This window comes from Chloroflexaceae bacterium (genome assembly GCA_025057155.1).
Lineage (GTDB): Bacteria > Chloroflexota > Chloroflexia > Chloroflexales > Chloroflexaceae > JACAEO01.
In genome coordinates this window covers 50,475-74,711 of record JANWYD010000007.1, presented here as the reverse complement: position 1 = coordinate 74,711, position 24,237 = coordinate 50,475, and the positions used below count along the sequence as shown (strand labels likewise).

17 protein-coding genes are annotated in these 24,237 nt (G+C 67.0%); 12 read left to right on the top strand and 5 right to left on the bottom strand.

Going from position 1 to position 24,237, the window contains the following annotated elements:
• Positions 1 to 390: 390 nt before the first annotated feature.
• Positions 391 to 882: a YcxB family protein gene (locus NZU74_07525; protein MCS6881169.1), complete on the top strand. Its 492-nt coding sequence runs from the start codon at positions 391 to 393 to the stop codon at positions 880 to 882.
• A 10-nt stretch (positions 883 to 892) separates the two neighbouring features.
• A complete protein-coding gene (locus NZU74_07520; protein ID MCS6881168.1) occupies positions 893 to 2,494 on the top strand; it encodes an alpha-amylase family glycosyl hydrolase in 1,602 nt (533 codons plus the stop codon).
• A gap of 100 nt (positions 2,495 to 2,594) precedes the next feature.
• Here NZU74_07520 and NZU74_07515 read toward each other — a convergent pair whose 3' ends face one another.
• Genes NZU74_07515 through NZU74_07500 form a run of 4 tightly spaced genes read right to left on the bottom strand, consistent with a single transcriptional unit; the run spans position 2,595 to position 7,208 of the window.
• The gene (locus NZU74_07515; GenBank protein MCS6881167.1) at positions 2,595 to 3,617 is read right to left on the bottom strand and encodes an NAD(+)/NADH kinase; all 1,023 of its coding nucleotides are present in this window, start codon (positions 3,615 to 3,617) and stop codon (positions 2,595 to 2,597) included.
• A 52-nt stretch (positions 3,618 to 3,669) separates the two neighbouring features.
• Entirely contained in the window at positions 3,670 to 5,067 is a 1,398-nt protein-coding gene (locus tag NZU74_07510; GenBank protein ID MCS6881166.1) for an alpha/beta fold hydrolase, read from the bottom strand.
• Between the two features lie 29 nt (positions 5,068 to 5,096).
• Entirely contained in the window at positions 5,097 to 6,131 is a 1,035-nt protein-coding gene (locus NZU74_07505) for an alpha-ketoacid dehydrogenase subunit beta (protein ID MCS6881165.1), read from the bottom strand.
• A 60-nt stretch (positions 6,132 to 6,191) separates the two neighbouring features.
• Entirely contained in the window at positions 6,192 to 7,208 is a 1,017-nt protein-coding gene (locus NZU74_07500) for a thiamine pyrophosphate-dependent dehydrogenase E1 component subunit alpha (GenBank protein MCS6881164.1), read from the bottom strand.
• A gap of 362 nt (positions 7,209 to 7,570) precedes the next feature.
• Between NZU74_07500 and NZU74_07495 the strand changes: the two genes are divergently transcribed.
• The 10 genes from NZU74_07495 (at position 7,571) to NZU74_07450 (ending at position 21,992) form a co-directional block, all read left to right on the top strand.
• Positions 7,571 to 8,239 carry a hypothetical protein gene (locus NZU74_07495; protein ID MCS6881163.1) on the top strand — a complete coding sequence of 223 codons (669 nt, stop codon included), beginning with the start codon at positions 7,571 to 7,573 and terminating at the stop codon, positions 8,237 to 8,239.
• 290 nt (positions 8,240 to 8,529) lie between these two features.
• Complete coding sequence (locus tag NZU74_07490) at positions 8,530 to 13,095, top strand: hypothetical protein (GenBank protein ID MCS6881162.1); 4,566 nt, start codon at positions 8,530 to 8,532, stop codon at positions 13,093 to 13,095.
• Positions 13,096 to 13,315: 220 nt separating this feature from the next.
• Positions 13,316 to 13,747, top strand: coding sequence for a pilus assembly protein (locus tag NZU74_07485; protein MCS6881161.1), 432 nt, complete (start codon positions 13,316 to 13,318; stop codon positions 13,745 to 13,747).
• A gap of 39 nt (positions 13,748 to 13,786) precedes the next feature.
• Positions 13,787 to 14,338: a pilus assembly protein gene (locus NZU74_07480; GenBank protein ID MCS6881160.1), complete on the top strand. Its 552-nt coding sequence runs from the start codon at positions 13,787 to 13,789 to the stop codon at positions 14,336 to 14,338.
• Positions 14,339 to 14,355: 17 nt separating this feature from the next.
• Entirely contained in the window at positions 14,356 to 15,225 is an 870-nt protein-coding gene (locus NZU74_07475; GenBank protein ID MCS6881159.1) for an SAF domain-containing protein, read from the top strand.
• Between the two features lie 163 nt (positions 15,226 to 15,388).
• A complete protein-coding gene (locus tag NZU74_07470) occupies positions 15,389 to 16,624 on the top strand; it encodes an ATPase, T2SS/T4P/T4SS family (protein ID MCS6881158.1) in 1,236 nt (411 codons plus the stop codon).
• A gap of 96 nt (positions 16,625 to 16,720) precedes the next feature.
• Positions 16,721 to 17,986 (top strand): ParA family protein, encoded by a 1,266-nt coding sequence (locus NZU74_07465; protein ID MCS6881157.1) that lies wholly within the window; start codon positions 16,721 to 16,723, stop codon positions 17,984 to 17,986.
• 133 nt (positions 17,987 to 18,119) lie between these two features.
• Positions 18,120 to 20,117, top strand: a complete 1,998-nt coding sequence (locus NZU74_07460) for an ATPase, T2SS/T4P/T4SS family (protein MCS6881156.1) — start codon at positions 18,120 to 18,122, stop codon at positions 20,115 to 20,117.
• Positions 20,114 to 21,043: a type II secretion system F family protein gene (locus tag NZU74_07455; protein MCS6881155.1), complete on the top strand. Its 930-nt coding sequence runs from the start codon at positions 20,114 to 20,116 to the stop codon at positions 21,041 to 21,043. The genes NZU74_07460 and NZU74_07455 overlap by 4 nt, the downstream gene beginning before the upstream one ends.
• Positions 21,044 to 21,200: 157 nt before the next feature.
• Positions 21,201 to 21,992 carry a hypothetical protein gene (locus NZU74_07450; GenBank protein MCS6881154.1) on the top strand — a complete coding sequence of 264 codons (792 nt, stop codon included), beginning with the start codon at positions 21,201 to 21,203 and terminating at the stop codon, positions 21,990 to 21,992.
• On the opposite strand, the gene NZU74_07445 is transcribed toward NZU74_07450, so the two are convergent.
• Positions 21,976 to 24,231 carry a DUF2029 domain-containing protein gene (locus NZU74_07445; protein ID MCS6881153.1) on the bottom strand — a complete coding sequence of 752 codons (2,256 nt, stop codon included), beginning with the start codon at positions 24,229 to 24,231 and terminating at the stop codon, positions 21,976 to 21,978. The genes NZU74_07450 and NZU74_07445 overlap by 17 nt on opposite strands.
• Positions 24,232 to 24,237: the final 6 nt, after the last annotated feature.

The window sequence follows — 24,237 nt, the reverse complement described above, 5'->3', positions numbered from 1 at the left end:
CCCTCGTCAGGATTCGAGGGCAAGGTGCCCTCGCTCCCAGGAGAAGTGTGAACACGTACCCCGGCGCTTGCGGGCCCAGGGCAACGTCTGCCTCCAGCGGCGTGGTTTGGGGCGGCTACACCGCCCGACGAACGCCCTTTGTCACCCCCTGTCGCATCCCCTCGCAAAGCGGAACTGGTCGCGGTTCGGCGTATAATAGAAGTCCATACGGCTGGGTCGCGCAACCACGGGACGCAAGAACGGTTCTCTCGGGAGGACGTCGCCCTCCCCCGCCCCTCCTGGCGTGCGCGGCTGCGCCGCAGAACAAGGGGACGAATGAAAGGTTTTCCCGGGGGGTCTGGCCCTCCTGGACCCTCCTGGCAGGCGCCTCCACAACGACGGAATGTAGCCATGGTTATCGAAAGCACCGTCTCTCGCAAGGAGTTTTTACGGCATGCCCTGAGCCGGTACTTCCGGCGCCCGGGATTTTACCTCTACGCCTTTGTTGCCGCCACACTCACGGCGTATGGCTTCTTCGCGCCCGACGCGCCGACGATCCTCTACCTGGCCGCCTGGTTGCCACTGGCGGTCTACGCCATCGTGGGATGGGTCATCATTACCCGGCGCAGCCGCGATACCAGTTTGCCGATCTACCTGCCAACGCGCTATGAGTTTGATAAGCGCGGCGTAGAGATGAGTTCGCGCCAGGGGCGCAGCAGCTTCGCCTGGGACGAGTTCCGCGCCTGGCGCAAGGCCGAGGGGGTATACGAGTTGACCCTCCGGACCGGCCAGTTGCTGATCATCTCCCAGCGCGCCCTCTCGCCCCGTCAGGCCGCCGCCCTGGAGGACTTGCTCAAGAAGCACATCACGCCACGCCCCGAGCCTGGCGTGTTCGATGCCTGAAGCTACGGCCATGCGTACAACCTTTCGCTGGTGGCAGACCGGCACAGTCTACCAGATCTATCCCTGGAGCTTCCAGGATAGTAACGACGACGGCATCGGCGATCTGCCCGGCATCGCCGCGCGGCTGGATTACCTGGAGTGGCTTGGAATTGACGCGATCTGGATCTCGCCGATCTTTCCCTCGCCCATGGCCGATTTCGGCTACGATGTCGCCGATTATACCGGCATTGACCCTCGCTTCGGGACTATGGAGGATTTCGACCGCCTCCTCGCCGCCACCCATGCCCGCGGCATGAAACTCCTGCTCGACCTGGTGCCCAATCACACCTCCGACGAGCATCCCTGGTTTCGCCAGTCGCGCAGCGCCCGCGACAACCCCTACCGCGACTGGTACATCTGGCGCGATCCCGCTCCCGACGGCGGCCCGCCCAACAACTGGCTCAGCCATTTCGGTGGCCCCGCCTGGACCTTCGATCCCGCTACCGGCCAGTACTATCTGCACCTCTTCGATCCCAGGCAGCCCGATCTTAACTGGCGCAATCCCGCCGTCCGCCAGGCAATCTATGAGGTCATGCGCTTCTGGTTTCGCAAAGGGGTGGATGGCTTTCGGGTTGATGTGATCTGGATGCTGATCAAGCATCCCGATCTGCCTGACAACCCCCCCAACCCCGACTGGACGCCCGCGCATCCACCCTATCACCGGCTGCTGCGCCTCTACGACCAGCATCAGCCCGAGGTCCACGGGGTGATCCGCGAGATGCGCGCCGTGGCCGATGAGTTTGAGGATCGGGTGCTGATCGGCGAAATCTACAAGCCTGTGGAGGACCTGGTGGCGTACTACGGCGCCAATCTGGATGAGGTGCACCTGCCGTTCAACTTCAACCTGATCACCCTGCCGGAGTGGAGCGCCGCCGCGGTGCGCGATCTGGTCGAACGCTATGAGCGCGCTCTGCCCCCAGGCGCCTGGCCCAACTGGGTGCTCGGCAACCACGACCGGTCGCGTGTCGCCTCACGCCTCGGCGCCGCGCACGCCCGCATCGCCCAGATGCTGCTGCTTACCCTGCGTGGCACGCCAACGCTCTACTACGGCGATGAGATCGGCATGGAAGATGTGCCCATTCCCCCCGAACGTGTGGTAGACCCGCTGGGCATCCGCGTGCCCGGCTATGGCCGCGACCCCGTGCGCACCCCGATGCAATGGGACGACAGCCCCGGCGCCGGCTTCACCCGCGGCGAACCCTGGCTGCCCCTCGCCGCCGACGCCAGGCAACGCAACGTGGCGGCGCAACGCGCCGACCCGCGCTCCATGCTGGCCCTGACGCGCCATCTCCTCGCCTTGCGCCGGGCTTCCTCCGCCTTACACGCCGGCAGTTATCGCACCATCGAGACCGGCAATCCCGACGTCTTTGCCTACCTGCGCGCGCGTGGCCCCGAGCACTTGCTGATAGCGCTTAACTTTGCCGATCGCCCCTGCCAGCTCGATCTACGGCACATTGCCGCCGAGGGCGTCGTCGCCGCCTGCACCGCCATGGATCGCACCGGCCATGTGCCCCTGGCGGCCCTCGACCTGCGCCCGCACGAGGGTCTGGTAATTGATGTGCTGACCCTATAATACGATTGCATAGCGTTTCTCGAAAAGGTTGATCTGCAAGACTGGCGGCACGTGCGCCGCGAGACACACGGCGCAGGAACCTGAGCGGGCGGGGCGGGTTTCAGACCCGCCCCGCTGTGAAAAATCCGTCCGCCGCCGCCACCGCAATCGCCCGCCGCGGATCAATCACCCGCGGGCCGTGGGGGTTCAGGCGCAACAACGCGCAATCGCCAGCACGCAATTCCAATTCGCGTTCGCCATCAAGCGCCAGCACTGCCGGCTGATCGCGGCACACCTGCACCACGTCGCCGGGCGCCAACACCCGATGCGCAGCGACATGCACCGTCTGCATCAGCCCTGGCGCGACCGGCGCGCACACCGGTTGGCCGGTTGCGGCTAGATGCAGGTAAAGCCCGTGGCCCGGCGGATAGTTGCCAGCCAGAAAATTGGCCCCGATCGACGACAACCCGATATTGCCCGGCTCGGCGCGGGTGAGCAACAGATCGCTGATGCGCGCGCTATCCCAGATCGCACGCGCAGCGACAAATCGCTCGTCGTAGACGGCCACATCGACCAGGGCAATGTCGTCAGGCGGCGCGCCAGCAGGCAGGTTATACTCGTCCTGATCGGCGCGCTGGCGATAGACATCGATCCGCGGCGCGCGCATCACCGCTGCTTCGGCACGCCCGAGCGCTACCAGCCCGGCAGCGAGGCCGGCGGTGGTCGCTTCAATCATCATCGGAAAGACGTTGTTGGTGCCGGTCGAGATCGGCATCAACGGCACCTCGCCGCACCCCTTGGCCACCAGCCGGTTGGTGCCGTCGCCTCCAAGCGTCACGATGCAACCAGCGCCGCGCTCGGCCAAAAGCTGCGCCGCCCGCCGTGAGTCGTCGGGGTTGAACCACGCCAGCATATCGAGCAACGTCGCTTCGATCTGCAAGGGCAGGTTGTCGAGCGCCTTGAGACCGATGCCGAAGCGGTCGGGCATGATCCAGACGCGCTGCACGCCGACCGCTTCTAACCCCAGCAACACCCGTTTGACGATACTGACCTTCTCTTCGTTATCGAAGACCGACCCGTGAGCCACCAGCCGCCGGATGTCTTTACCTGAGGCTGGATTAGCAATGATGCCGGCTATGATCATAGAATTTGCGTTGGAGCCGCACGGCCGCGCGGCTCTACGAAACAACACCTGATCACGGTGCGACCGGCAACGCTGCGCGCAAAAACGCGACGATACTATCAGTCACGCGGGTAAAACCGGGGCTGCCCGGCAGCACCCAGTTGAAATGGGTCATCCCGGGCACTACCTCCAGCCGGCACGAGTCACCGGCGCAGGCGGCAATCGCCTGTGCTTCCGCCAATGGCACCAACTGATCGCGGTCGCCGTGGATGATCAACAGCGGGCGCGGCGTGATCTGATCAGCCACCTCTTCGGGCGCATACTCGATCAGCGCCTCGGCGCTCTCTAGCGGCACCATGACCTTCATCTGCGGGAATTCGGCGCAGACCTGATCGAGAAACGCCCGCGAATCAGGATCGGGTAGCACAATCTCTAACGGATCGACCGTTGCCGAGATGCCGGTGCGCACCCGTTGGCGGCGGTCTTCGTCCAACCGGGCAAGGAACTGCGTCCATTCCCACTGGCGGCGCAGACTGCGCAACCAGCGTGCGCCATTGCCCGGCGGTTCGAGCGCCACCACCGCTTTGACCCGCTCATCGATCGCGGCAGTGGTGATGGCGTGTGCGCCGCCAAGGCTGATCCCAACCACGGCCAATCGATCGGGATCGACCGTGGGCTGCTCGTTAAGGAAAGTGAGGGCAGCCCGCGCATCGGCCACCTGTTCGAGCGGCAACAGACGACCCCGCGGCCCTTCGCTCTCGCCAAACCCGCGATAGTCGAAGACCAGCGCTATATAGCCGGCGGCGTTCAAGACCTTGGCAATATCGGGCATCACCATCGTCTTGAGATAGGTGTACCCGACCAGCAAGACCACGCCGGGCCGCCGTTCGCCCGCCGGCAAGCTGCGCGGCGTGTAGAGCAAGCCATCGAGCCGGTAACCGGCGCTGTAGAACTGCACTCGCTGCAACGGCTGCGCCAGCGTGGCGCGGGCAGCGATGGCGCGCTCCACATCCTCCTTGACAATTGCGCCGCCGGGACCGCTGCCGGTGAGCGTGTTCAGATCAATCCCATGCTCCTGGGCCAGCTTGCGCGCCGCCGGCATAGCCCGCACACCGCCAGCAGGAGCTGCCGGCAGCGGTGAAGCCGGCTTCGGCGCCGCCGCTGCCGGCAGCGCGGGAGTGGTTGTCACCGTCTCGGTCGCGCCGTTCGTGGTTACATCGGCCAGACTCTCGCCGGGGGCGGTGATGTAGGCAATCACCTCCGTCACCGCCACCACACTACCTTCAGGGTAGCAGAGCCGGGCCAGCGTGCCGCTGGCCGGCGCTTCCACCACATTCGTAATCTTCTCGGTCTCGACCTCGGCAATCGGTTCGCCCTTCTGTACCGCTTCGCCCTCGCGCTTGAGCCAGAGGTTGATCTTGCCCTCTTGCATACTCAAGCCCCACTTGGGCATAACCACCTCGGTAGGCATGGCAACTCCTGCAACAACAGCCCACCGAGTTAGCCAAGCGTCGCCCGTGCGGCCGCGACTATGCGTTCCGGCGAGGGCACGTAGGCGTCTTCGAGCGTCGGGCTAAACGGTACCGGGGTATGGGGCGGCGTCACCAGCTTGACGGGAGCATTGAGGAATTCGAGGGCCTGCGTCGCCGCCAGCGTGGCAATATCGCCAGCCACACTACAACGCGGGTTATCCTCATCAACCACCACCAGGCGGCCAGTCTTGCGAATCGACTCGAGCACGGTCGTCTCGTCAAGCGGCGAGAGCGTGCGCAGATCAACCACCTCGGCGCTGATCCCTTGCTGAGCCAGCCGTTCAGCGGCTTCGAGCGCGTGCAACACCATGCGCGAAATCGCCACGATCGTCACATCGCCGCCCTCACGCTTGATTTCGGCCTGGCCGAGCGGAATTACATACTCGCCTTCGGGCACCGGCCCCTTCATATCGTAGAGCAGCTTGTGCTCGCAGAAGATCACCGGATCGTCGTCGCGGATGGCCGCCGCCAGCAAGCCTTTGGCATCGGCAGGCGTCGCCGGCGCTACCACCTTGAGGCCGGGGAAATGAACGAAGGTCGAGTAGATCGAATCGGAGTGCTGGGCGGCGGCGCGGAAACCGGCGCCGATCATGGTGCGGATCACCAGCGGAATGCGGGCCTTGCCGCCAAACATATAGCGCATCTTGGCGGCCTGATTGACGATCTGATCGAGGCAAACGCCCATAAAACCGATGAACATCAGCTCGACCACCGGACGCAGGCCGGTTGCCGCCGCACCGACACCGGCGCCGACAAAACCCGACTCGGTGATCGGCGTATCGCGCACGCGCTGGCGGCCAAATTCATGCACCAACCCCTTGGTCACACCCAACACGCCGCCCCACGCATCGAGATGGCTCTCATCTTCACTGTGTGACGCGCCGGTCACATCCTCACCCATCAGGATTACGGTTGGGTCGCGCCGCATCTCAAGGCGCAACGCCTCGTTAATCGCCTCGCGATAGCTCAAGGTGCGTACCGCCTCTTCAACCATTGCCGTCATGGCGTCACCTCATCGTTGAGTAGCAACGGAGAATCTCCGCCGGAAATCCTGGATCAAAACCTAGCGATGCACCGGAACTGCCGCCTCCTGGAATGGCCAGAGCGCCGCCATCGGATACTCGACATAGACATCGGTGAGCAGCTCAGCCGGATCGGGCATCGGGCTTTCGGCGGCGAACCGCACCGCATCTTCGATCGCGGCGCGAGCGCGGACGTCAATCTCATCAAGCTCAGCCTCAGTTAGCAAACCCTGGGAAATAACGGTCTGGCGGAAGCGGTAGAGACAATCGAGCGAGCGATAATGCTCTTCCTCTTCGCGAGTGCGATAGCGGATCGAGTCGCCCTCAAAGTGGCCGTAGTAGCGATACGTCTGCGCCTCGATGAAGGTCGGCCCCTCGCCGCGACGCGCGCGAGCAATCGCCTCGCCGGCCGCTTCGTAGACGGCAAAGAAATCGAGGCCGTCAATGGCAATGCTCGGCATGCCAAAACCACGCGCGCGGGCGGCGATGTCCTGGCCAGAGACCGAATAGCGGGGCGATGTGGTCTCGGCGTAACCGTTATTTTCGCACACAAAGACCACCGGTAGCTTCCAGATGCCGGCCAGATTGAGACCCTCGAAGGTTGTGCCCTGATTCGAGGCGCCATCACCGAAGAAGCAGACCGTCACCTGATCGGTGCCTTTGAGCCTGGCGGTCAGGCCAGCGCCGCACGCCAGCGGCGGGCCGCCGCCGACGATCCCGTTCGCACCGAGCATGCCCCTGTCAACATCGGCGATGTGCATCGAGCCGCCCTTGCCTTTGCAGGCGCCGGTCGCCTTGCCGGAGATCTCGGCCATCATCGCGCGCAGATCGACGCCTTTGGCAATACAGTGACCATGGCCGCGGTGGGTGCTGGTGATGAAATCATCATCGCGCAGATGCGCGCAGAGGCCAACCGCGACCGCCTCTTCGCCAGCGTAGAGGTGAACGAAGCCAGGGATCTTACCGGCAGCAAAATCGGTGTGGAGCCGATCCTCGAACTCACGAATGAGCCGCATGCGCTCATACGCCCAAATGAGCCTGTCCCGACTGATCTCCATTGCGTTTTCTCCGTTCGCCAATGAACGACAGCCTGTATCCGTAGCTCGCCAATGAGCCTGTAGAGAGCATCAAGCTGAAATTGAGACAGCCAGGTCAACCCCAACGAAGGGGCGATTGGAGGTGAGTCCTGACCAGGGGCGACCGGTTATATTTTGTTCGGGAATGTATTTGATATCTATACTATACCGATTCTTATCTGGACGTGTCAAGGGTAATCGTCCTGGATCGAACGGGGGCATGGGATGGGGGCGATAGAGACTTTTGGGGGCAGGTATTTGAGGTCAGTCATCCCTATCCGGTATCGTGAGGTGTACCCATGCCACCATGATGTCAGGAGGCGTTATCGGAATGGATGCGCTGCGTGCCAACCAATCCGCCGCACCTCAGCAAACCCCGGGCGACGGCGCTGCCGTGGTGGAGTTTTGGCACTGCCGTAGCCCGGTCGCGCGGGCGCTTGACAGTGGCGCCGTTCCTGGCGCTGCTGCTGACGCGCAAGGTCGCTCCCGTTGCACAGTGCTGGTGCGACTGGTGCGTCGAGGCCCTGCGCCAGGCCTGCCGGCAGCGCCAGGCCCTCGACGCGACGACCGGTTGTGTCCCCTTCCTGGCCTGGATCGTGCGCCTGTGGCAGGGGAACCGCCTGGCGCTGACCCTGGATGCGACCACCCTGGGCGACCGCTTTGCGGTGTTGTCCGTCTCCGTGGTGTATCGGGGGAACGGCAGTCCGGTCGCCTGGGCCGTGCTGCGGGCCGGACGCAAAGGGGCGTGGCGGCGCGAATGGCTGCGGCTCCTGCGCCTCCTACGGCCAGCGATCCCGCGCGCCCGGACGGTGGTGGCGCTTGCCGACCGGGGCTTGTATGTTCTCAGGTGTAGGGTTTTTCGGCGCATGCTCGCGTCGCATGCGCCATCCGGGGCATTCGGACGCCCAACTTCCCCCCCCCGCGCGGGAGAGGGGGCGGGGGGTGAGGATCGTAAGCGCATTGGAATGCAAAAACCGCTTCTCGCTCGAAAAACCCTACACCTGAAAACCTGAGTCCTCCCGGTTTTTTTCAGACGCACACGCAAAGGGCGCACACCGCCGCGATCAAACGACTGGCGCCAACCTATCGGCTACCGGCTGTTTTCACATCAGGCAGTGAAGCCGCACATCGAGCTGAACGCTCACTGCGTATCGCCAGGCCCCGGTGTGCGGTACATAAGCGAACCGTGTTGCTCAGGACCCCCGAGTCGGAAATGAGCACCACCCTGACCGCTTCCAGACACCCGTGCTCAATCCACAATCCACAATCACAGGTGGCAACTCAGTACCGGAGGTCCGTATCTATGCCATTGTTGCCGTGCATCCTTGCCCTGCATCGTCGCCGCCGGAACGCCTTCCAGGTGCTCGCCGCCGTACTGGCTGCCCTGGCCTTTCTGCCGCTCCTGATGGTTCTACTGCCGCCACGACAGGTCGCAGCTCAGGGCGTCCTGCCCTCTGGCAGCGCCGTCTCCACCGGCGCCGTTCCGTGCCTGGCAGCCCCGACGTATGCCGTTGCCCGCGGCGACGACACGATCTTCGAGCCGCGCGCCAACGTCAATGCCATTCTAGAGGTATCGCCGTCCGGTACACGCGCCCTCGCCCCGCTGGGCCAGCGTCCACCGGGCAGCCCGGCGAGCGCGCGCGTCCAGAACGGCCTTGGCGCCGTCTACGGCCTGGCCTACGACGACGGCGCGCTGAGCGGCGCGCCGCGCCTCTTCGCCGCCGCCCATCTCCGCCGCTTCACCGCCTTCGGCCCCGGCGGTCCCGGCGCCATCTACGCCATCAACCCCGTCACGGGGGCCTGGTCGCTGTTTGCTTCGGTTCCCGGCAATCACTGGGAGCGCAGCGGCAACGATCGCGACGACAGCGCCACCACCGCGCGTACCGGCACAAGCGGCCTCGGCGGCATCGCCATGCATCCCGAAGGGCGCCATCTGTTCATTGTCAACATCTCCGAGCGGCGCATCGAGCGCCTGGATGTCACTACGGGCGCCTTCCTGCCACCTCTATCGCTGGCGGGCGCCTATGCCGCCATCGGGCAGGATACTACGGTGACCTACCCCTTCGCGATTGCCTTTACGCCGCAGCCGGTCAACGACGCCCCGGCCATGCTCGTTGGCTTCACCAATCGCGATACCGCCACCGTCTTTGTCGCCACCTTCTACCGCACCCCCGGCGGGGCGTGGACCTGGGGCGCCTCCCTTACCCAGAACCTTCGCAGCGGCGCCATGCTTGATCGCCTGGATGGCACGTCCCTTTCCGAGATCATCATTACATCTCCAGCCAATGGCATCGGCGGAAGCGGGGCCGCCTGGAACCCCTGGGTGGACAGCGAAGGCGCGATGGCGCGCGTGAACGACACTGTTGCGCACCCGCAGCCTGTGCTGACCGACCTGACATTTGCCCCGGATGGGCAGACTCTCTTCCTTGGCATCCGCGATCGGGCCGGCGACCAGCTCTTCTTCCGCAGCCCACCTCCAGGCGGCTATCAGGTTAGCTCCCAGGGCGATACGCTGGCCTACCGCTGGACCGGCAGCGGTTGGAGCCTCGTAAGCGTCTCTCGCACCGACCCCCTCAACCGCGCGTCTGGCGATGGCCGCACCTGGCCGGCTCACCGCTATGATGCCTTCACTGACAACCTGCACCAGTTCGCCGTGGGCGCCACGCCGCCCCATACCGAAAACCATATGGGTGGCCTGGCAACTCTGCCCACTGGAGCGGATCCCGCCCGGGCTCAGGTGGTCGTGACCCAACTGTTCGGCGTCAATCAGGCCGCAGTGAGTTTCTACGCCGGTAGCGGCGGCCAGGAAAGCGCTTTCCAGACTATTGTCGGCCATGCCACTCCCACCAAAGCCGCCGCCCTGGGGGATATCGAACCCCTCTGTACCTACGCCTACGTCCAGGGCGTAATCTGGGAGGACGACAACCGGGACGGCGTTCGCCAGGACAGCGAGCCACGCCGCGCGAATATTCCCGTCGAACTGACCGACGCCGCCGGGACGGTCCTGGCAACGGTCGCCACCGATGGCCAGGGGCGCTACCGTTTCGCCGCACCGCCGAACCGGGATCTGCGCGTCCGTATTGCGCCAGCGGCCTTCGCCGCGGGCGGCGCGCTCCCCGGCGCCACCTACACCACGCCCAACGCCAGCAGCGATCTGAGCCGCGACAGCGACGCCGGGCCGCAGGGCGTCATCCTCGCTGGAGTCGGGAGCAACCTGCTCAATGGTTCACCGCACGACCGCGAAGCCGCCCGCCTGGCCCGCCAGGAGGATCGGCGCACCCTGGACATGGGCGTCCGCGCCGGGCTGGACCTTGCCATATCGCTCACTGCCCCGGCCCAGGCGCGCTCCGGCGATCCATTTGCTTACGATGTTACCATCCGCAATCTGACCACGACGAGCAGCGCAGACAATGTTCAGATCATTCTGAGTCTGCCCCCAGGTCTGGAGCGCCTCGATGGCGGCATGCCGGTTATCTGGAACGTTGGCGCGCTTGGACCAGGCGATGCGCGCGCCTACCGCGTCCGGGTTCGCGCCCCGCGGCCGGTCTCGCCGCCATCGGTCACCGCCATGGCCCGCGTCACGACCACCACGCCCGAAACCGATTACAGCAACAACGAAGCCGTTGCCGCCACCACCATTCAGGCGCCTGACGTAGCCGTGGGCTTCTTCACTCCTGAGCGGGTACTGGTTGGAGCGCCCTTCTGGGCGCTCCTTCAGGCCGGGAACTGGAGCAGCGACGCCCTCGCCCGGTCCGACGACGCCGTGGTCACCGTCTCGCTCTCCAGTGGCCTGGTCTTCGATGATGACGGCCAATCTATCCGCACCTTTAACCTGGGCGCGCTCGCTCCGGGCGAATGGCGCAATCTCTGGCTGCCCTTACGCCCGACGCTGCCCGTCTCCGACCCGGCAGCGCCGCCGCTCGTGACCATCAGCGCCCGTATCACCACGACCACCCCGGAGTGGACCCTGCTCAACAACCAGGCTATGGCCGCAGTGGCTATTGTTGCCCCCGACCTGGTCCTGACCAAGGCCGCCCCGCCGGAGGCGCTGGTCGGAGCCGAGCTGACTTACACTCTGACGGTGCGAAATCGTGGCAGCACCGTGGCCTGGCAACCGCGCCTCAGCGATCCGTTGCCCCGCGGAGTGAGCTTCGTGAGCGTGGATCATCCGGCCTGCACCTACGACGCGCCCACCCACGCTGTGCGCTGCGCGTGGAACGAACACCGCCCTGATGAGGTCATCGCGTTCCGTATCACCGTTCGCCCGACGGTGGAGGCGGAAGAGATCCTCCAAAACACGGCCACGGTCACAACGAGCACTGCCGGTGATCCGCCCGGCAACAACAGCGCCACCGCGACCACGCGGGTGCTCTTCCCTGACGTGGCTATCAGCCTGGCGTTCAACCCGTCCCCGCTGCCCGTAGGCGAATGGGGCGACCTGGTGGTTGCCGCGGTGAACCGGGGAACGGGCACGGCCTATGATCCAACGATTGAGGTGACCATAGACGACGGCGCGACGCCGGGGACTCTGCCCTCCCAGTGTCGGGCCACCGGGCCGGTCAGCGTCCGTTGCACCGCCAGCGATCTGCGCCCGAATGGCAGCCAGGTCTGGACGCTGCGCATTCCCATTCGCCTGCCGGCCACACCTGCTGACGCGAATAATTTTCCTGCCGATGCCATCGGCGCGCGGGGAAGCATCAGCACCAGCACGCCCGAACGACCTGCGGATCGCGCCAACAACACCGCGGCAACGACTGCGGACGTGATCCGTCCCAACGTCTACGTTACGGCGCGGGGACCGGCGGCGATCATCGGTTGGGGCAGCATCTTTGCCTATGAAGTGGACTACGGCAACCTCTACCGCCGCCGTCCCGACCTGACCCGCGCTGCGATAGGCGTAACCCTGCGTATCACCCTGCCACCTGACGTGCAGTTCCTCCGCGCCACTATTACCCCTGGCCGCAAGAATGGCCGCGTGCTGGAGTGGGACCTGGGCGACCTGGCGCCACGCTTCCGCTCATCCCAACCCCTGACCCTCGTGGTGCAGACCAGCGTACCAGCGGGCCGGCACCTGCGCATGGAGGCGGTCATTGCCACGGTCACTCCGGGTGACGACCCGGCGGACAATCGCGCCGTCGAGGAGACGCCGGTCGATCCGCCGCCGACCATCGAACAGGGCCAGGCGCGCCTCCGTCTGGCGATCAACTCAGAGTTTGATCCGCTGACCGGCGGCGCCAATCCGACCGACGCCATCTACCTGACCGAAGGGACGCGGTTTGCCTGGCCAGCGGGGGAGACTCTGCGCTTCACGCCGCGATTGACAGAGCTTGTCTTTCCCAATGAGTGGGACCCGCTGCTGCTCTTCCCGCACTACGAGTACCGGGCCAGGGTCACTGGCTGGCGCGTCACCGGCTACCAGGATGACCGTGGCATCTGGCACGACCCGCGCGCGGGCGCCGGAACGATGGGCTGCGCCCAATCACCAACCGGATTGCCGGGCTGCATGCACGCCTACCTCGGCGGCGCGACCCTGGACGAGATTCGCGCCAACCGCTCGGTGCGCGAAGACGAGATTGCTCGCCAGGCGCATGTCTACTGGAGCCACGCGCCCCTCCCGCTGTTCAGCGAGCGCAGAGGGCACGCCTACGGACTGGAACGGCTCGCGCCCGTCGGCATCCGCGTGGCGGTGGATGCCGAGGTATGGATCGTGAACACGGCCCCCGATCCCGGTGACCTGTGGGACGGAGAGGCGCCGGAAATACCCGTCGCGCCCCTGCCACCGCCGCAGCAACAGGTCTACGAAGAGACGTTTACGGTGCATCTGGTCGCCCCGCGCAGCGTCGTAGGGCCGGGGAGCGTGCCGCGTTGAAGTACGTGGCGCCGCGGTGGTCCGCCGCGGGTGGCGCCCCCCGCACCCCCGGGCAGCGGCGCGGGGAACGCCGCGGCGGTCCGCCGCGAGGGGGCGCCCTTTGCGCCCCGCCGGCAGGGGCGTGGGGAAACCCGGTTTCCCCATCCTCATAGCCGGCGTCGGGGCGCCTGACACCCCCGCGGGCCATAAGAACAGGCAAGAAACCAAGGAGGAACAACGGATGGACAACCTGACACGAGACTGGCGCTGGCGGCGCACCCGGGGGCAGGCCCTTGTTGAGACGCTGCTGGCGCTGCCGATCCTGCTCTTGCTGGTGCTGGGCTTGATCGGCCTGGGACAGATCCTGCTGGCCAACTACACGGTCACCCAGGCGGCGCGAGCCGCGGCGCACCAGGCGGCCATCGCCGGGGGCGGCAACGCTGGCGAAACCGCCGCGCGGCATACCGCCCGGCAGGTTATCGCCGCCGGAGTGGGAATGGAACCTGAGCAGGCCGCTGTCACGGTGACATGTGCAGCCCCGTGCCGGCGCTACGCCCCGATCAGCGTCACCGTGCGCTACCAGGGAGAGTTCTGGGCGCCGCTGCCGCCGCTCTTCACGGCCTTTGAAGTGCAAGCGGAGGCGGTGCGGGCCGCGGAACGCGACCAGCGGTAGATCGCGCCGGAGAGGAGTTCCTGAAACCAAGGAGGAAGCATGCGACGCAGAGCGATGGACTCGCGGCGCGCGCCGGGTCAGGCGCTTGTGCTGGCGGCCCTGACGCTGCCGGTGCTGATGGCCTTCGTGTTGCTGGTGGTGGAGGTGGCCGAACGCTGGATGCAGGTGGCGATGCTTGAAGACGCGCTGCAACAGGCCACCCGCTCGGCAGTGCAGACCATGGACTACGCCGCCTTTGCCCGCAACGCCACGAGTCTGCGAGCACGCACGGCCTGTGTGCAGGTGCGCCGCACCGACGCGGCGGCGGCCCCGTGTCGGGCCGTCATTGAGCAGGCGACAGCCTATTTCGGCGCCAACCTGCGCGGGGTGCGCGGCCTGGCGGAGGACCCGGAGGCGCTGGCCGACCGGGTGACATGGACCGTCCTGCCAGCGGGGGGCACGTGCCGCTACAGCAGCGCGCAGGTATCCCCCGTCACCGAAGCGACGCCGCTCCTGTGCGCCGAGGTGCGGCCGGTCTTGCAGGGCATCGTTGGCCGGGGACAGTTTACGCCCCTGATTGTAGCTGGAGAGACCCTGGAACCGATCCGTTGAGATGGAGGAATGACACCATGACCACTCTCACCCCCACGTCGGCCCCGCTGAGCCAGGCTCTGGCCCGCAAGCGCGGCAATCCATTACCCGCGGTGTTGCTCGCCTGCGGGCTGATTGTCGCCGTAACCTTCGCGGTGCTAGGCTACCTGGAAAGCCAGAAGACTGAGACCGTGGTCGTACTGGCCCGTGACGTGCCCTATGGCCGGCAGATCACCGCCGAGGACATCAGCGTAATTGAATTGCCGCTCCACCGCCCCGCCCAGCTTGCCGGCATCAGCGACCCCGCCGCCGTGGTGGGCCGCTACGCCGCGCGCGACCTGGGCGCGAACGATCTCGTTCAGGCCCCCATGCTGCTGGATGAACCGCCCACGCAGCCAGTGTATCCCAGCGGGCAGGCGCTATCGCCCAACATGGTGCCCATGCCCTTCTCGACGGCAACCATCGGCCCGCTCACCCATCGCGACCGGGTGAACATCGGCTTCAACGACCGCAGCGGCGCTCCAGATCTGTGCGACCGGGCGAAACGCAGCGCTGCGGGAGACGCCCCCTCGCTTGCGCCATCCACCGGCAGCAACGCCCAGCCGCGGCCCTATGCCTGCCGCCTGCTCAGTTCGGTGCGGGTGCTCTATGTGGACGAGACCGCCGGAGTGGCCTATCTCGAACTGACTCCCTACCAGGCCCACACGATCTGGGCGCTACAGGCGGCCGGTCTCGAGTTGTGGGGCGAGCGGTACGGAGCCGCCTCCACCCCGCTTACCAGCCTTGATCGACTCGACATTGGCCAGGTGAGCGCTGAACGTCTGGACGCGCCACCAATGGACGATCCCGCGGCGAGCGCGACGCTCCCCGGAGCGAGCAGCCAGGTTCCCGGAAGTCGCCAGCCATGAAGCTAGGCAGGCCGTGGCTGCGCACACTCAGTATGCACCGGGATGAGGAATGAGGATTCCTGGGAAGATGCGGTCTTCCTGGATCCACCCATCAGGCAGGAGGTGGGGGAAACCCGGTTTCCCCAATCCCGTCTGAAGCGGCTATTTCGTCAGGAGAACAACGATGCGCCACGATGACCTTGACGCAGACATTGCGCTTCCATCCAGGGAACCACCCCGTCATGACCCTGGCGCCATTACGGCTCTGGGCAACGAACTGCGGAGCTATGTGCGCAGCGGCCGCTTGCGAGATTGCTGGAACCTGCCGCCCGAAGAGGTGTTTGACCTGGTTGGGGTTGGCGGAGACCTGATGGAACACGAATGGGCGCGCGTGGACTGGTATGGCCCGCTGGAACTGTGGCGCGATCCCGAACACGAGGTCTCCGACATCCTCTACAACGGCCCGCCCGGCGACCCCTTCTTCGTCGTCCAGCGCGGCGCGATGCTCAACACCGGGGTGACGGCGCACCCGGAATGGATTGCGTGGACCCAGCGCCAGTTGCTGCTGCGGAGTTTCCGGCTCGAACCCTATGAGGACTGGCCCGCGCCAATGATGCAGGGCGTGGCCGATGGCCTGCGCTTTGCCATCACCCGGCCGCCGGTTTCGCGTGATGGGGGCAGTCTGGCTATTCGCCTGCTCCCCGAACGCTGGCGCACCCTCGACGATCTGGTGCAGGCCGGGATGCTCACCCGCGAGGCCAGCGACCTGTTGCTGGAGGCGCTCGCCAGCGGCGCCTCGGTGCTGGTTGCCGGCCCAACCGGCTGCGGCAAGACGACGCTGACTGCGGGGTTCACCCAGGCGATCGGGCAGCGCATGCGGCTGGTGTTTGTCGAAGATGGCGGTGAACTGCCCCGCGCGCCAAACAGCCTGCACATTGAGGTGACCGAAGAGGCGGCTTTCAGCCAGGCGGTGAAGTTCGCCCTGCGGCAGAAGCCAGGGTACATCATCGTGGGAGAAGTGCGCGGCAGCGAGGCTATGGCCATGCTCCAGGCCGCCGCCACGGGGCATCCCGGCATCGGCACCATCCACGCCGGCAGCGTTCAGGGGGCGCTGCGCAACCTGGAGCGCATGGCCATGATCGGCCTGGCGGCGGAAGCCAGCGGCGGCGGGCAGGCGGCGGCCCAGATCGTGCGCGGGCTGATCACTTCGGATGTCGTCAGCTTGATCGTGGTGCAGATCGGCCGCACGCCCCGCGGGCGCCGGGCCGTGATGGCCATTGAGGAAGTGCTGCGCCAGGGCGCCCAGGGGCAGAGCGGCGACGTGTTTCCCACCAACCCGCTCTTCCGTTACGACGCCCGCGCGGATTGCCTGGTACGGGTGGGCAACGTCAACGGTGCCTGGGGGTTGGGTCGCCTGTAACTCCGGGCGGGAGAGACGAAGCACCCCTCCCGGGCAACCTCTCTTTGAACGCAACTTCCGACATAAGCGAGCAGGTCCATTCGTGGAGGATGGCACATGGAACTGGTGATCTTTTCGGCCATGGACGGATTGCAGGCGCAGCTCGAGCAGTATGGCGATCTGGCCGTTCTGGCCCCTTCGCGGCTGGAGCAGGTGGTGCGTTTGCTGGAAGACGACCGCCCGCCCGAGGCGCTATACCTCGACGACACACGTCCGGCGGCGCTGCCCGACCTCTGGCGCGTCATCGCTCTGGCGCGTCGGGTGGGCGCGCGGGTGCTGGTGAACTTTAGCGGGCCGACCCGCGGGGCCCTCAACGACGCCCAGGCCGCCGGCCTGCCGGCCCTCAGCGAGCGCGACCCGGCCCGCATCGTCGCCTGGCTCGCCGAACAGTTGCACCTGGGGCGCGCTACGCCCCCGCGCCTGCCGGTGGTCGCCATTGGAGCGGCGAAAGGCGGCATCGGCAAGACCTTCGCCACCTGCGTGCTGGCAGAGGGCCTGCGACGCCGCGGGCTGCGCGTGCTGGTCTGGGATAGCGATATCTCCAACCCCGGCCTGGTGCCGGCTTTTCGCATCCCCTCCAGCGCGCCGTCCTACCTGCACCTGATCCAGCGCGGCCCGGCCCACTGGGGGTCTGACGGCATCCGGCCGTTTATCTACCAGCCCGAACATACGCGCGGCAGCGAGGCAGGATGGGGCGCGATCGATTTTCTGATCGGCTCGCATGCCGTGGCGCGGGCCGAGAATGACGTGCGGCTGCCCGACTGGCAGGGCTTCTACGAGGGCGTCGCCCGTCTGGAGGGCTACGATCTCGTGCTGATTGATACCCCGCCCGATTACCTGCGCCGCCCGTATGCCACCCACGTGCTCCAGCGCGGCGGCGCGGTGGTGCTCCCCGCGCCGCCCGGCGCACGCGAACGCATGGGCGTTGGCCATCTGCTTGATCATCTGCGCGAGCACGCCCCTGAACGCCTGGAGCAGTGCATGCTGCTCTTCATGGCCCCGGAACGAGGCGTAACGGTGACGGTCAGGGAAGTGGCAGCGCTCTTTGCCCGGCGCTACCCGCAGGTGAGCAGCCTGGGCACGCTGCCCCGCGCTCCCCGGCTGGCCAGTCTGGCCGATGAGCACGACGGATACATCTCGATGCTCGACATCGGGCCGCACAGCCCGTTCACCGCCGCCGTGCATCAGGTTGTGAACACGCTCTGCGAGCGGCTGGGGCTGAAACCGACCCTGCCGCTGCCGCGTTCGAGCTTCTGGGCGCGCCTCAACGCGCGTTTGCGCGGCGAGCGCGCCCTGGCGCAGCGGTTACCCGCCGTCGCCTGAGTATGCGTCCGGCCAGTCCTGACGCCGGAATTCGCGGCAGGTACAGGGAAAACAGCTTCCCTCTTCTAACTGGCTATGTTCAATCGGAAATCTAAAATCGGCAATCCAAAATCGCTTTACGCCAGGAGTTGACATGTCCACATCCACCCACCGGCCCCTGCTGGTGATCGAAGACGGCGGTCTCGCTGCCCTGAAGCCAGAACCAGCGCGCTCACAGGTCCCCGGGCCGCTCAATGACCCCGCGATGCTACAGGCGGTCCGCGATGCCCTCCGCGACCGCATCAGTGCCGAACTGCTCGACCCGGTGGCCCCCGCGGCCACCCGGAACCCTGAGGTCTTGCGGGTGCTCCGCGCCGAGATCGGCGCGCAGAGCGAACGGGGCTACGGCCCCCTGCGCGTTCTCCCGACTGACGAACGCAGCCTGCTGCGGCTCTTCCAGGACGCCCTGGGCTGGGGACCGGCCCAGCCCTACCTCGACGACGAGCGCGTCCAGGAGGTAAAAATCATCGGTGATCTAATCATGGTGCAGGAAGAGGGCGGCGACTTTACCATCGCTCCCGAACGCTTCGCGAACCCGCGTGAGGCCCTCGACCGGGCCTTGCTGCTCGCGGCGCGGCTCAACGTGCCCCTGGATCGCTCCCATCCCCAGGACACGTTGCCCCTGGCCCATGGCACGCGCATGCACGTCACCATCCCGCCCTGCACGCCCGAGGACACGGCGTTGATCTGCATCCGGCGGGGGCGCCGCCACGCCTGGCGCCTCGATGACGTGCTCCAGCGCGACGTCTGTAGCTCCGCGGTTGGCGAGTTGCTGCGGTTGCTGGTGCGCGCACGCTGCTCGTTCCTTATTGCCGGCGAGACCGGCAGCGGCAAAACCGCTCTGCTGGAGGCCATCGTCAATTCCTGGCCCGGCGAGCCGCACGTCATTACCATCGAGGATAACACCCTGGAGATCAACGTTCGCCACCGGGCCTGGACGCGCGAACTCGTTCAGACGGCAGTCGAGCGCGGGGCCTTCGGGCGCGCCGCCCGCGAGGTGCTGCGGCAGACGCCCTCCCTTGTCGCGCCGGGCGAAATCCGCGCCGAAGAGGCCGGGGCCATCCTCGCGGTGGCAGTGAGCGGGCATGCTGTGGTCACGACCATTCACGCTCGTTCCGCCGCCCGCGCGGTGCAGCGGTTCGCCGACTGCGCGGCCATGCCCGGGGCCTACATCTACGAGGGTCGCCGCGAAAACGCGCTGGAGGATTTCTGCGACAACTTCCACGTGGTCATCCATCTGGAAAAAATGGCGGGCCGGCGCTACATCAGCGAGATCGCCCTCCTCGACGGCGTCCAGTTCAGCGGCGAGCGGCCACGCCCGCGCCTGATCGAACTGGCCCGCGCCGTGGTCGAGGGCGATGCGCTGGCCTGGCGCGTCGCCGCCCGCGTCGCGGGCCAGAACCTGCTCTGGAACGGCTCCGAGCGCACCCCCGAAGCGCTGCGGCGCCGGTTGGAGTTGCTGCGTCTCCAGACGCCAGCGCCGGTTGCCGCTACCAGCCAGGCGGCAGTGGAGACCAGTGTGGCTCGCGCCGATACCGCGACGAGCGCTGGCGAGACCGGGCAGGCCCTGGCAATCCTCGAACGGGCCTGGCGCGACCGGCGCGACGACCGGCTGGTTGCCGCCGCGCAACGGGCTATCCAGACCGACCTGGACCTGGCGCAACGGCTGGCCGGGCAGGCTCTGGCCGCCGAAGCAGCGGTGCGAGAGGCGCTGACAGCCCGCGACTGGACTGCGGCGCGCGCCAGTTACGCGGCCCTTGCCGCTAACCTGCCCCTCTTCGCCGCCTATACGCCCCCGGGCGGCTGGACGGCCCTGGAAACTCTGATTGCCGCAGGTGAGGAGAACGACCGGCTGGCCAGCGAGCGCGTCGCGCAGGCCCGCGCGGCCCTGGAGCGCGCGCGTCCCCGCGATGCCGCCGACCTGCTCGCGCCGCTCGACGCGGGCCATCTCTCGCCGCCGCTCGCGCTGGATCTGCTCCGCACACGGCGCGAGGCCCTGCTGGCCCTGCAAGCAAGCGGAGAAATCGGAGCGGCGGCCCTCGCCCCGGTTGAGGCGGCTATCAGCGCCCTTGAGGAGAGGAGGAACGCATGAACCCGCTTACCACCCATCCCCAATCGGCCTGGCTGGTGACGGCAACCGCGCCGGCCCTGGCCGCCGCGGCGATCCTCGTCATAGCCTTGCTGCTGCGCCGCCCCCTGGCCCTTCTCGTGGCCAAGGCGCGCTACCGCAGCCAGCGATCGCGGCGCCACCTGACCGTCGCGCCAGCGCTGGTATGGACGCCTGAGACCCTCGCGCCCGAACGTCTGGTGGCCTGGTGCCTGGGGCTTGCCCTGGCGCTCGCGGTGACCCTCGCGCTGATCGCGCCCCTGCATCTGGCCCTGTTGCTGGGCGCGCCCCTGACGGTCCTGGCCGGCTGGGGGCTGCTTGTCGCCGCGGAACGCCGCTACGTGGCCCGATTGGATTCAGAATTGACGGCGGCGGTGGGGCGCCTGGGCGCGCTGCTCAAAGGCGGGGCCAGCCTGCGCACCGCCCTGGAGCAGATCGTCGCCGAGCTGTCTCCCGGCCCTCTGCGCGCCGAGTGGAGCTTCCTGATCACCCGCCAGGGGTCGCCCCTGAACGACGGCATCGCCACTCCTCAGCAGGTCATCGCTGCCCTGGCCGATCAGACCCCCTCGCGCCGCCATGCCACCCTGCTCAACCACCTGGGAGCGGCGTCGGGCCAGCCCCTCGACGTGCTGGCCCGACGGTGCGAAGCGGCCTACGAGGCCCTGCAGGCTATGGAGCGACGCCGCGACGAAGTGGCCACCGAACTGGCCCAGGTGCGCTACAGCGGCATAGCAGTCGGCCTGGCCGGGATCGGCATGGCGCTGTACCTCGTCTGGAGCCAGTGGGAGCGGGTCGTGCAGGCTTACTCGACCCCGGCGGGCGTGCTGGTGGCGCCGCTGGTGATAAGCGCCCTGGGACTGCCGATCATCGGCGGGGTTCTGCTCGCCCGTTTTGAGGATGTTGACTATTGAGCCGTGCTTCGCCATTCGCGGATGAGCGGAGGTATGGGGAAACCGGGTTTCTCCACACCGCGCTAAAGCGCCGCTCCTCTTCCCCTCCCTCTCTGCCGCAGGTGGAGAGGGAAGGAGGACAGGGGGGGTGAGGACCACAATACCTGGAGGAAGTGCTATGCCCGATCTGCTAATTGTACCCGGCGCGCCCTGCTGGCTGCTGTCAATGGCTGGCGCGCTGCTGGCGCTCCTCGGCCTGACGTTGAGACACGACGCTCTGGCGCCCGCGGCGGCGCTTGTCCGCGCCAGATGGCTTGATACGACCGGGCGGCTCGTCGCCGGCCAGATTGCCGGCGGCGCTGCGGCGACGCTGCTGCTCCTCGCCGCCGCGAGCGGCGCGCGCGGCGCGATGCATGCCCTGCTCCTCTGCGGCGCGCTGGGAGCCTATCTTGGCCTGGGGTGGCTACTCCCTCGATGGCCGGAGCGGCGCCGCCAGCGTGAGGCCGCGGCTCTGCGCCGGCTCACGCCGGGCTTTGTCGCCTTCGTGCGCGTAGCCCTTGGCAGCTTTGAGGCGCCGATCGAGATCATGCGCCGCTATGTAGCGCGCCCATATCCCCGCCTCGCGCCGATGCAGGCCCTGGTCAGCGAGGCGTTGCAACGAAGCGCCGATCTGCGCCTGCGCCCCTTTGCCGCCCTGGCCCACGTCGCCCGCGAGCGCGGCTGCCGCGAACTGCTCGATGTCGCACGAGCGCTGGCGCAGGCCGAAGCCGAGGGTGGCTCGGTCGAAGAGGTGCTGGCGGCGCACCAGGCGACGTTGACCTTGATCCTGCAAGGGGAGTTCAAGCGCGCTATTCGGCGACGCACCCTCTATCTGTTGCTGATGGTCGCGATCAGTCTCGTAGTGGGGATTCTGATCAACCTGCTCTTCGTGATGACCGTCGGCGGCAGTTTGTTCACCCGCCTGGGGTGACGCCCACCGGCGCTTCGCCAGCCGCGGCGACCCGCTCGCCCGGCGCGGCGACCACGGGCCGCCGCGCCGCCAGGAGCGCCGCGCTCGACAGGAATCCAAGCAGCAGCATGCCGTACAGCTTGTAGGAGATGCCCAGCAGGCTCAATACGCCCGTCACCGTTCCGTTGAAGAACGACCACTGGTTGCCGTAGGCGATCAGCGCGAAGCTCAACCCCAGCGCCAGCATGTACCCCAGGGGCGTCCGCTGTCCCCACAGGCGCAACAGCATGGCGGCGAAGGGGATCACCAGCAGGGTTTCGTAGTGCATCCAGGCCGCCGGGACGCACAGGACCATCAGCAATAGAAAGAGGCCGTACTGCAGCGCGAAGGCCGGGCTGCGCCGGTCGAACGGGATGAGAGCCAGGGCGCACACCGCCAGCGCCACGCCTGCCGACAGCGCCATACCTAGCAACCGCAGCGTCTGGTCCTGAAAAATGGTCGCCGACATGGGCGAGGCTGCCAGCCGGGCCACGAAGCCCGTAAGGGTCTGGTTCTCGATCCAGGCCGTAGTGCCGCCGATCTTCGGCAGCACGTCGAAGAGGTAGACGCGGTGCATCTCCCAGCCCATCACGGCGACGGCGATGCCATTAAAGAGCAGCATCCCCAGGACAAAGCCCCACAGCCCGGCCCAGCGGCGTTTGAGCGCGAAGAAGACCAGCAGGATGACCGGATAGAGTTTGAAGAGCGCGCCGAGGGCCACCAGCGCCCCTGCGAGGCCATCGCGTTCTTCGCGCAGCGCCCAGAGCGCCGCGGTCAGCACAACCAACAGCACCAGGTCAATCTGCCCGAAGGCGATCGTGTCGGCCAGGGGGCGAAAATTGAACACGATCAGCAGGGCCGCCGCGCTCAGGGAGATCAGGGGGATGCGCCACATGCGCAGCCAGAGCAGGGCCGTGGCGATGATCAAAGCGACGTTCATGACGCGGTGAGCCACGAGCACGCTCTGGCCATCAAAGGCGCGCACCAGGGGTACGAAGAACATCCCGTAGAATGGCGGCACCTTGAAGACATGGCCGAAATGATTGGTCGCAACCGCCTCCAGATCGTAGAGCGAACCGCCATGCACCCAGGCGCGCGCGCCGCGGAAGAGGATCCAGAAGTCGGGCGCCTGGCGCGTGAAGGCGTACCACAGGCTCCAGCTCAGGTGAATCCCCGCGGCGCCGGCCAGCACCACCAGGGCGATCTGCGCGCCGCGGATTCGCCGTTCCCTCGGAGGCAACCGGCAGCCCCGCAACGCCCACCAGAGCGGCCCCCCCAATCCCAGCGCGCCCGCCAGCGCCACGCCGACCCCGACCGTCCAGGGCGAGGGGCCAAGGGCGGTAGCGCCGTCCCAGACCATGAATTGCTGGTAGAGAATGGCCATCCAGTAGGCCACGGCCAGCACGATCGCGGCGTGCTCGCCGACGACCAGCAACCGGGCCTCTGATTTACCGGGGGGCCGGGAGTCTGCCGGGGCCAGCGGCACGATAAGTCGGACGATCAGCACCCCCAGGCAGGCGACGATGGCGATCGCGGCGAAGTGCCCGAGATAGGGCAGCACCTCCAGTGGCCGCAGAGCCACGCCCAGAGCGATGAGGGCCGCACCGGCGCAGGCGCTTGCCAGCGCGAGTCGGCTGCCCGCTCCGGCGAGACGCAGCGTGGCGTAGGCGAGCGCGCCGGCGCCGAGCGCGCACATGGCGAGCCATAGATCCGGCAACAGGGCGCCGCGTAGGGGCATGAGCGTCGCGTCGAAGACCACCACCCCCAGGTGACGCCCGTCGCTCGCGATGAGGGGCGCGTTGCTCTGGAGACGCGCCTTCACCACCCCGCTGACGGAAAGGCGCGACGGCAGCAGCACCTGGTAGTTCCGCGGCAAGTAGCCGTGTAAGACGAGCGAGGTCGCCTCGGCATCGTCAATGCTGAGCCTGACGACCAGGGGAACTGAACGTTCGGGGCGGCTATCCAGCAACTCCAGTTCTAGAACAGAGGGTGCGCCAGCGGGCGGCCGGGGCAGGCGCAGGGTCGAGTCCCCATCCGTCCAGCGCATGGAACGCCCGCCCAACTGCTCCGGTTCGTGGAAGCCCCGCGCGAACCGGTGGTCGTTGCCCCCTACGTCAATCGTAAGGGGCCACACCGCGGCAGATGCGGCCCACAGGAGCGCCAGAGCGATAGCGGCCGCCAGAAAAACACGGAGCGCCTCGGGCAATGACCGGGCGATCACGGTCTT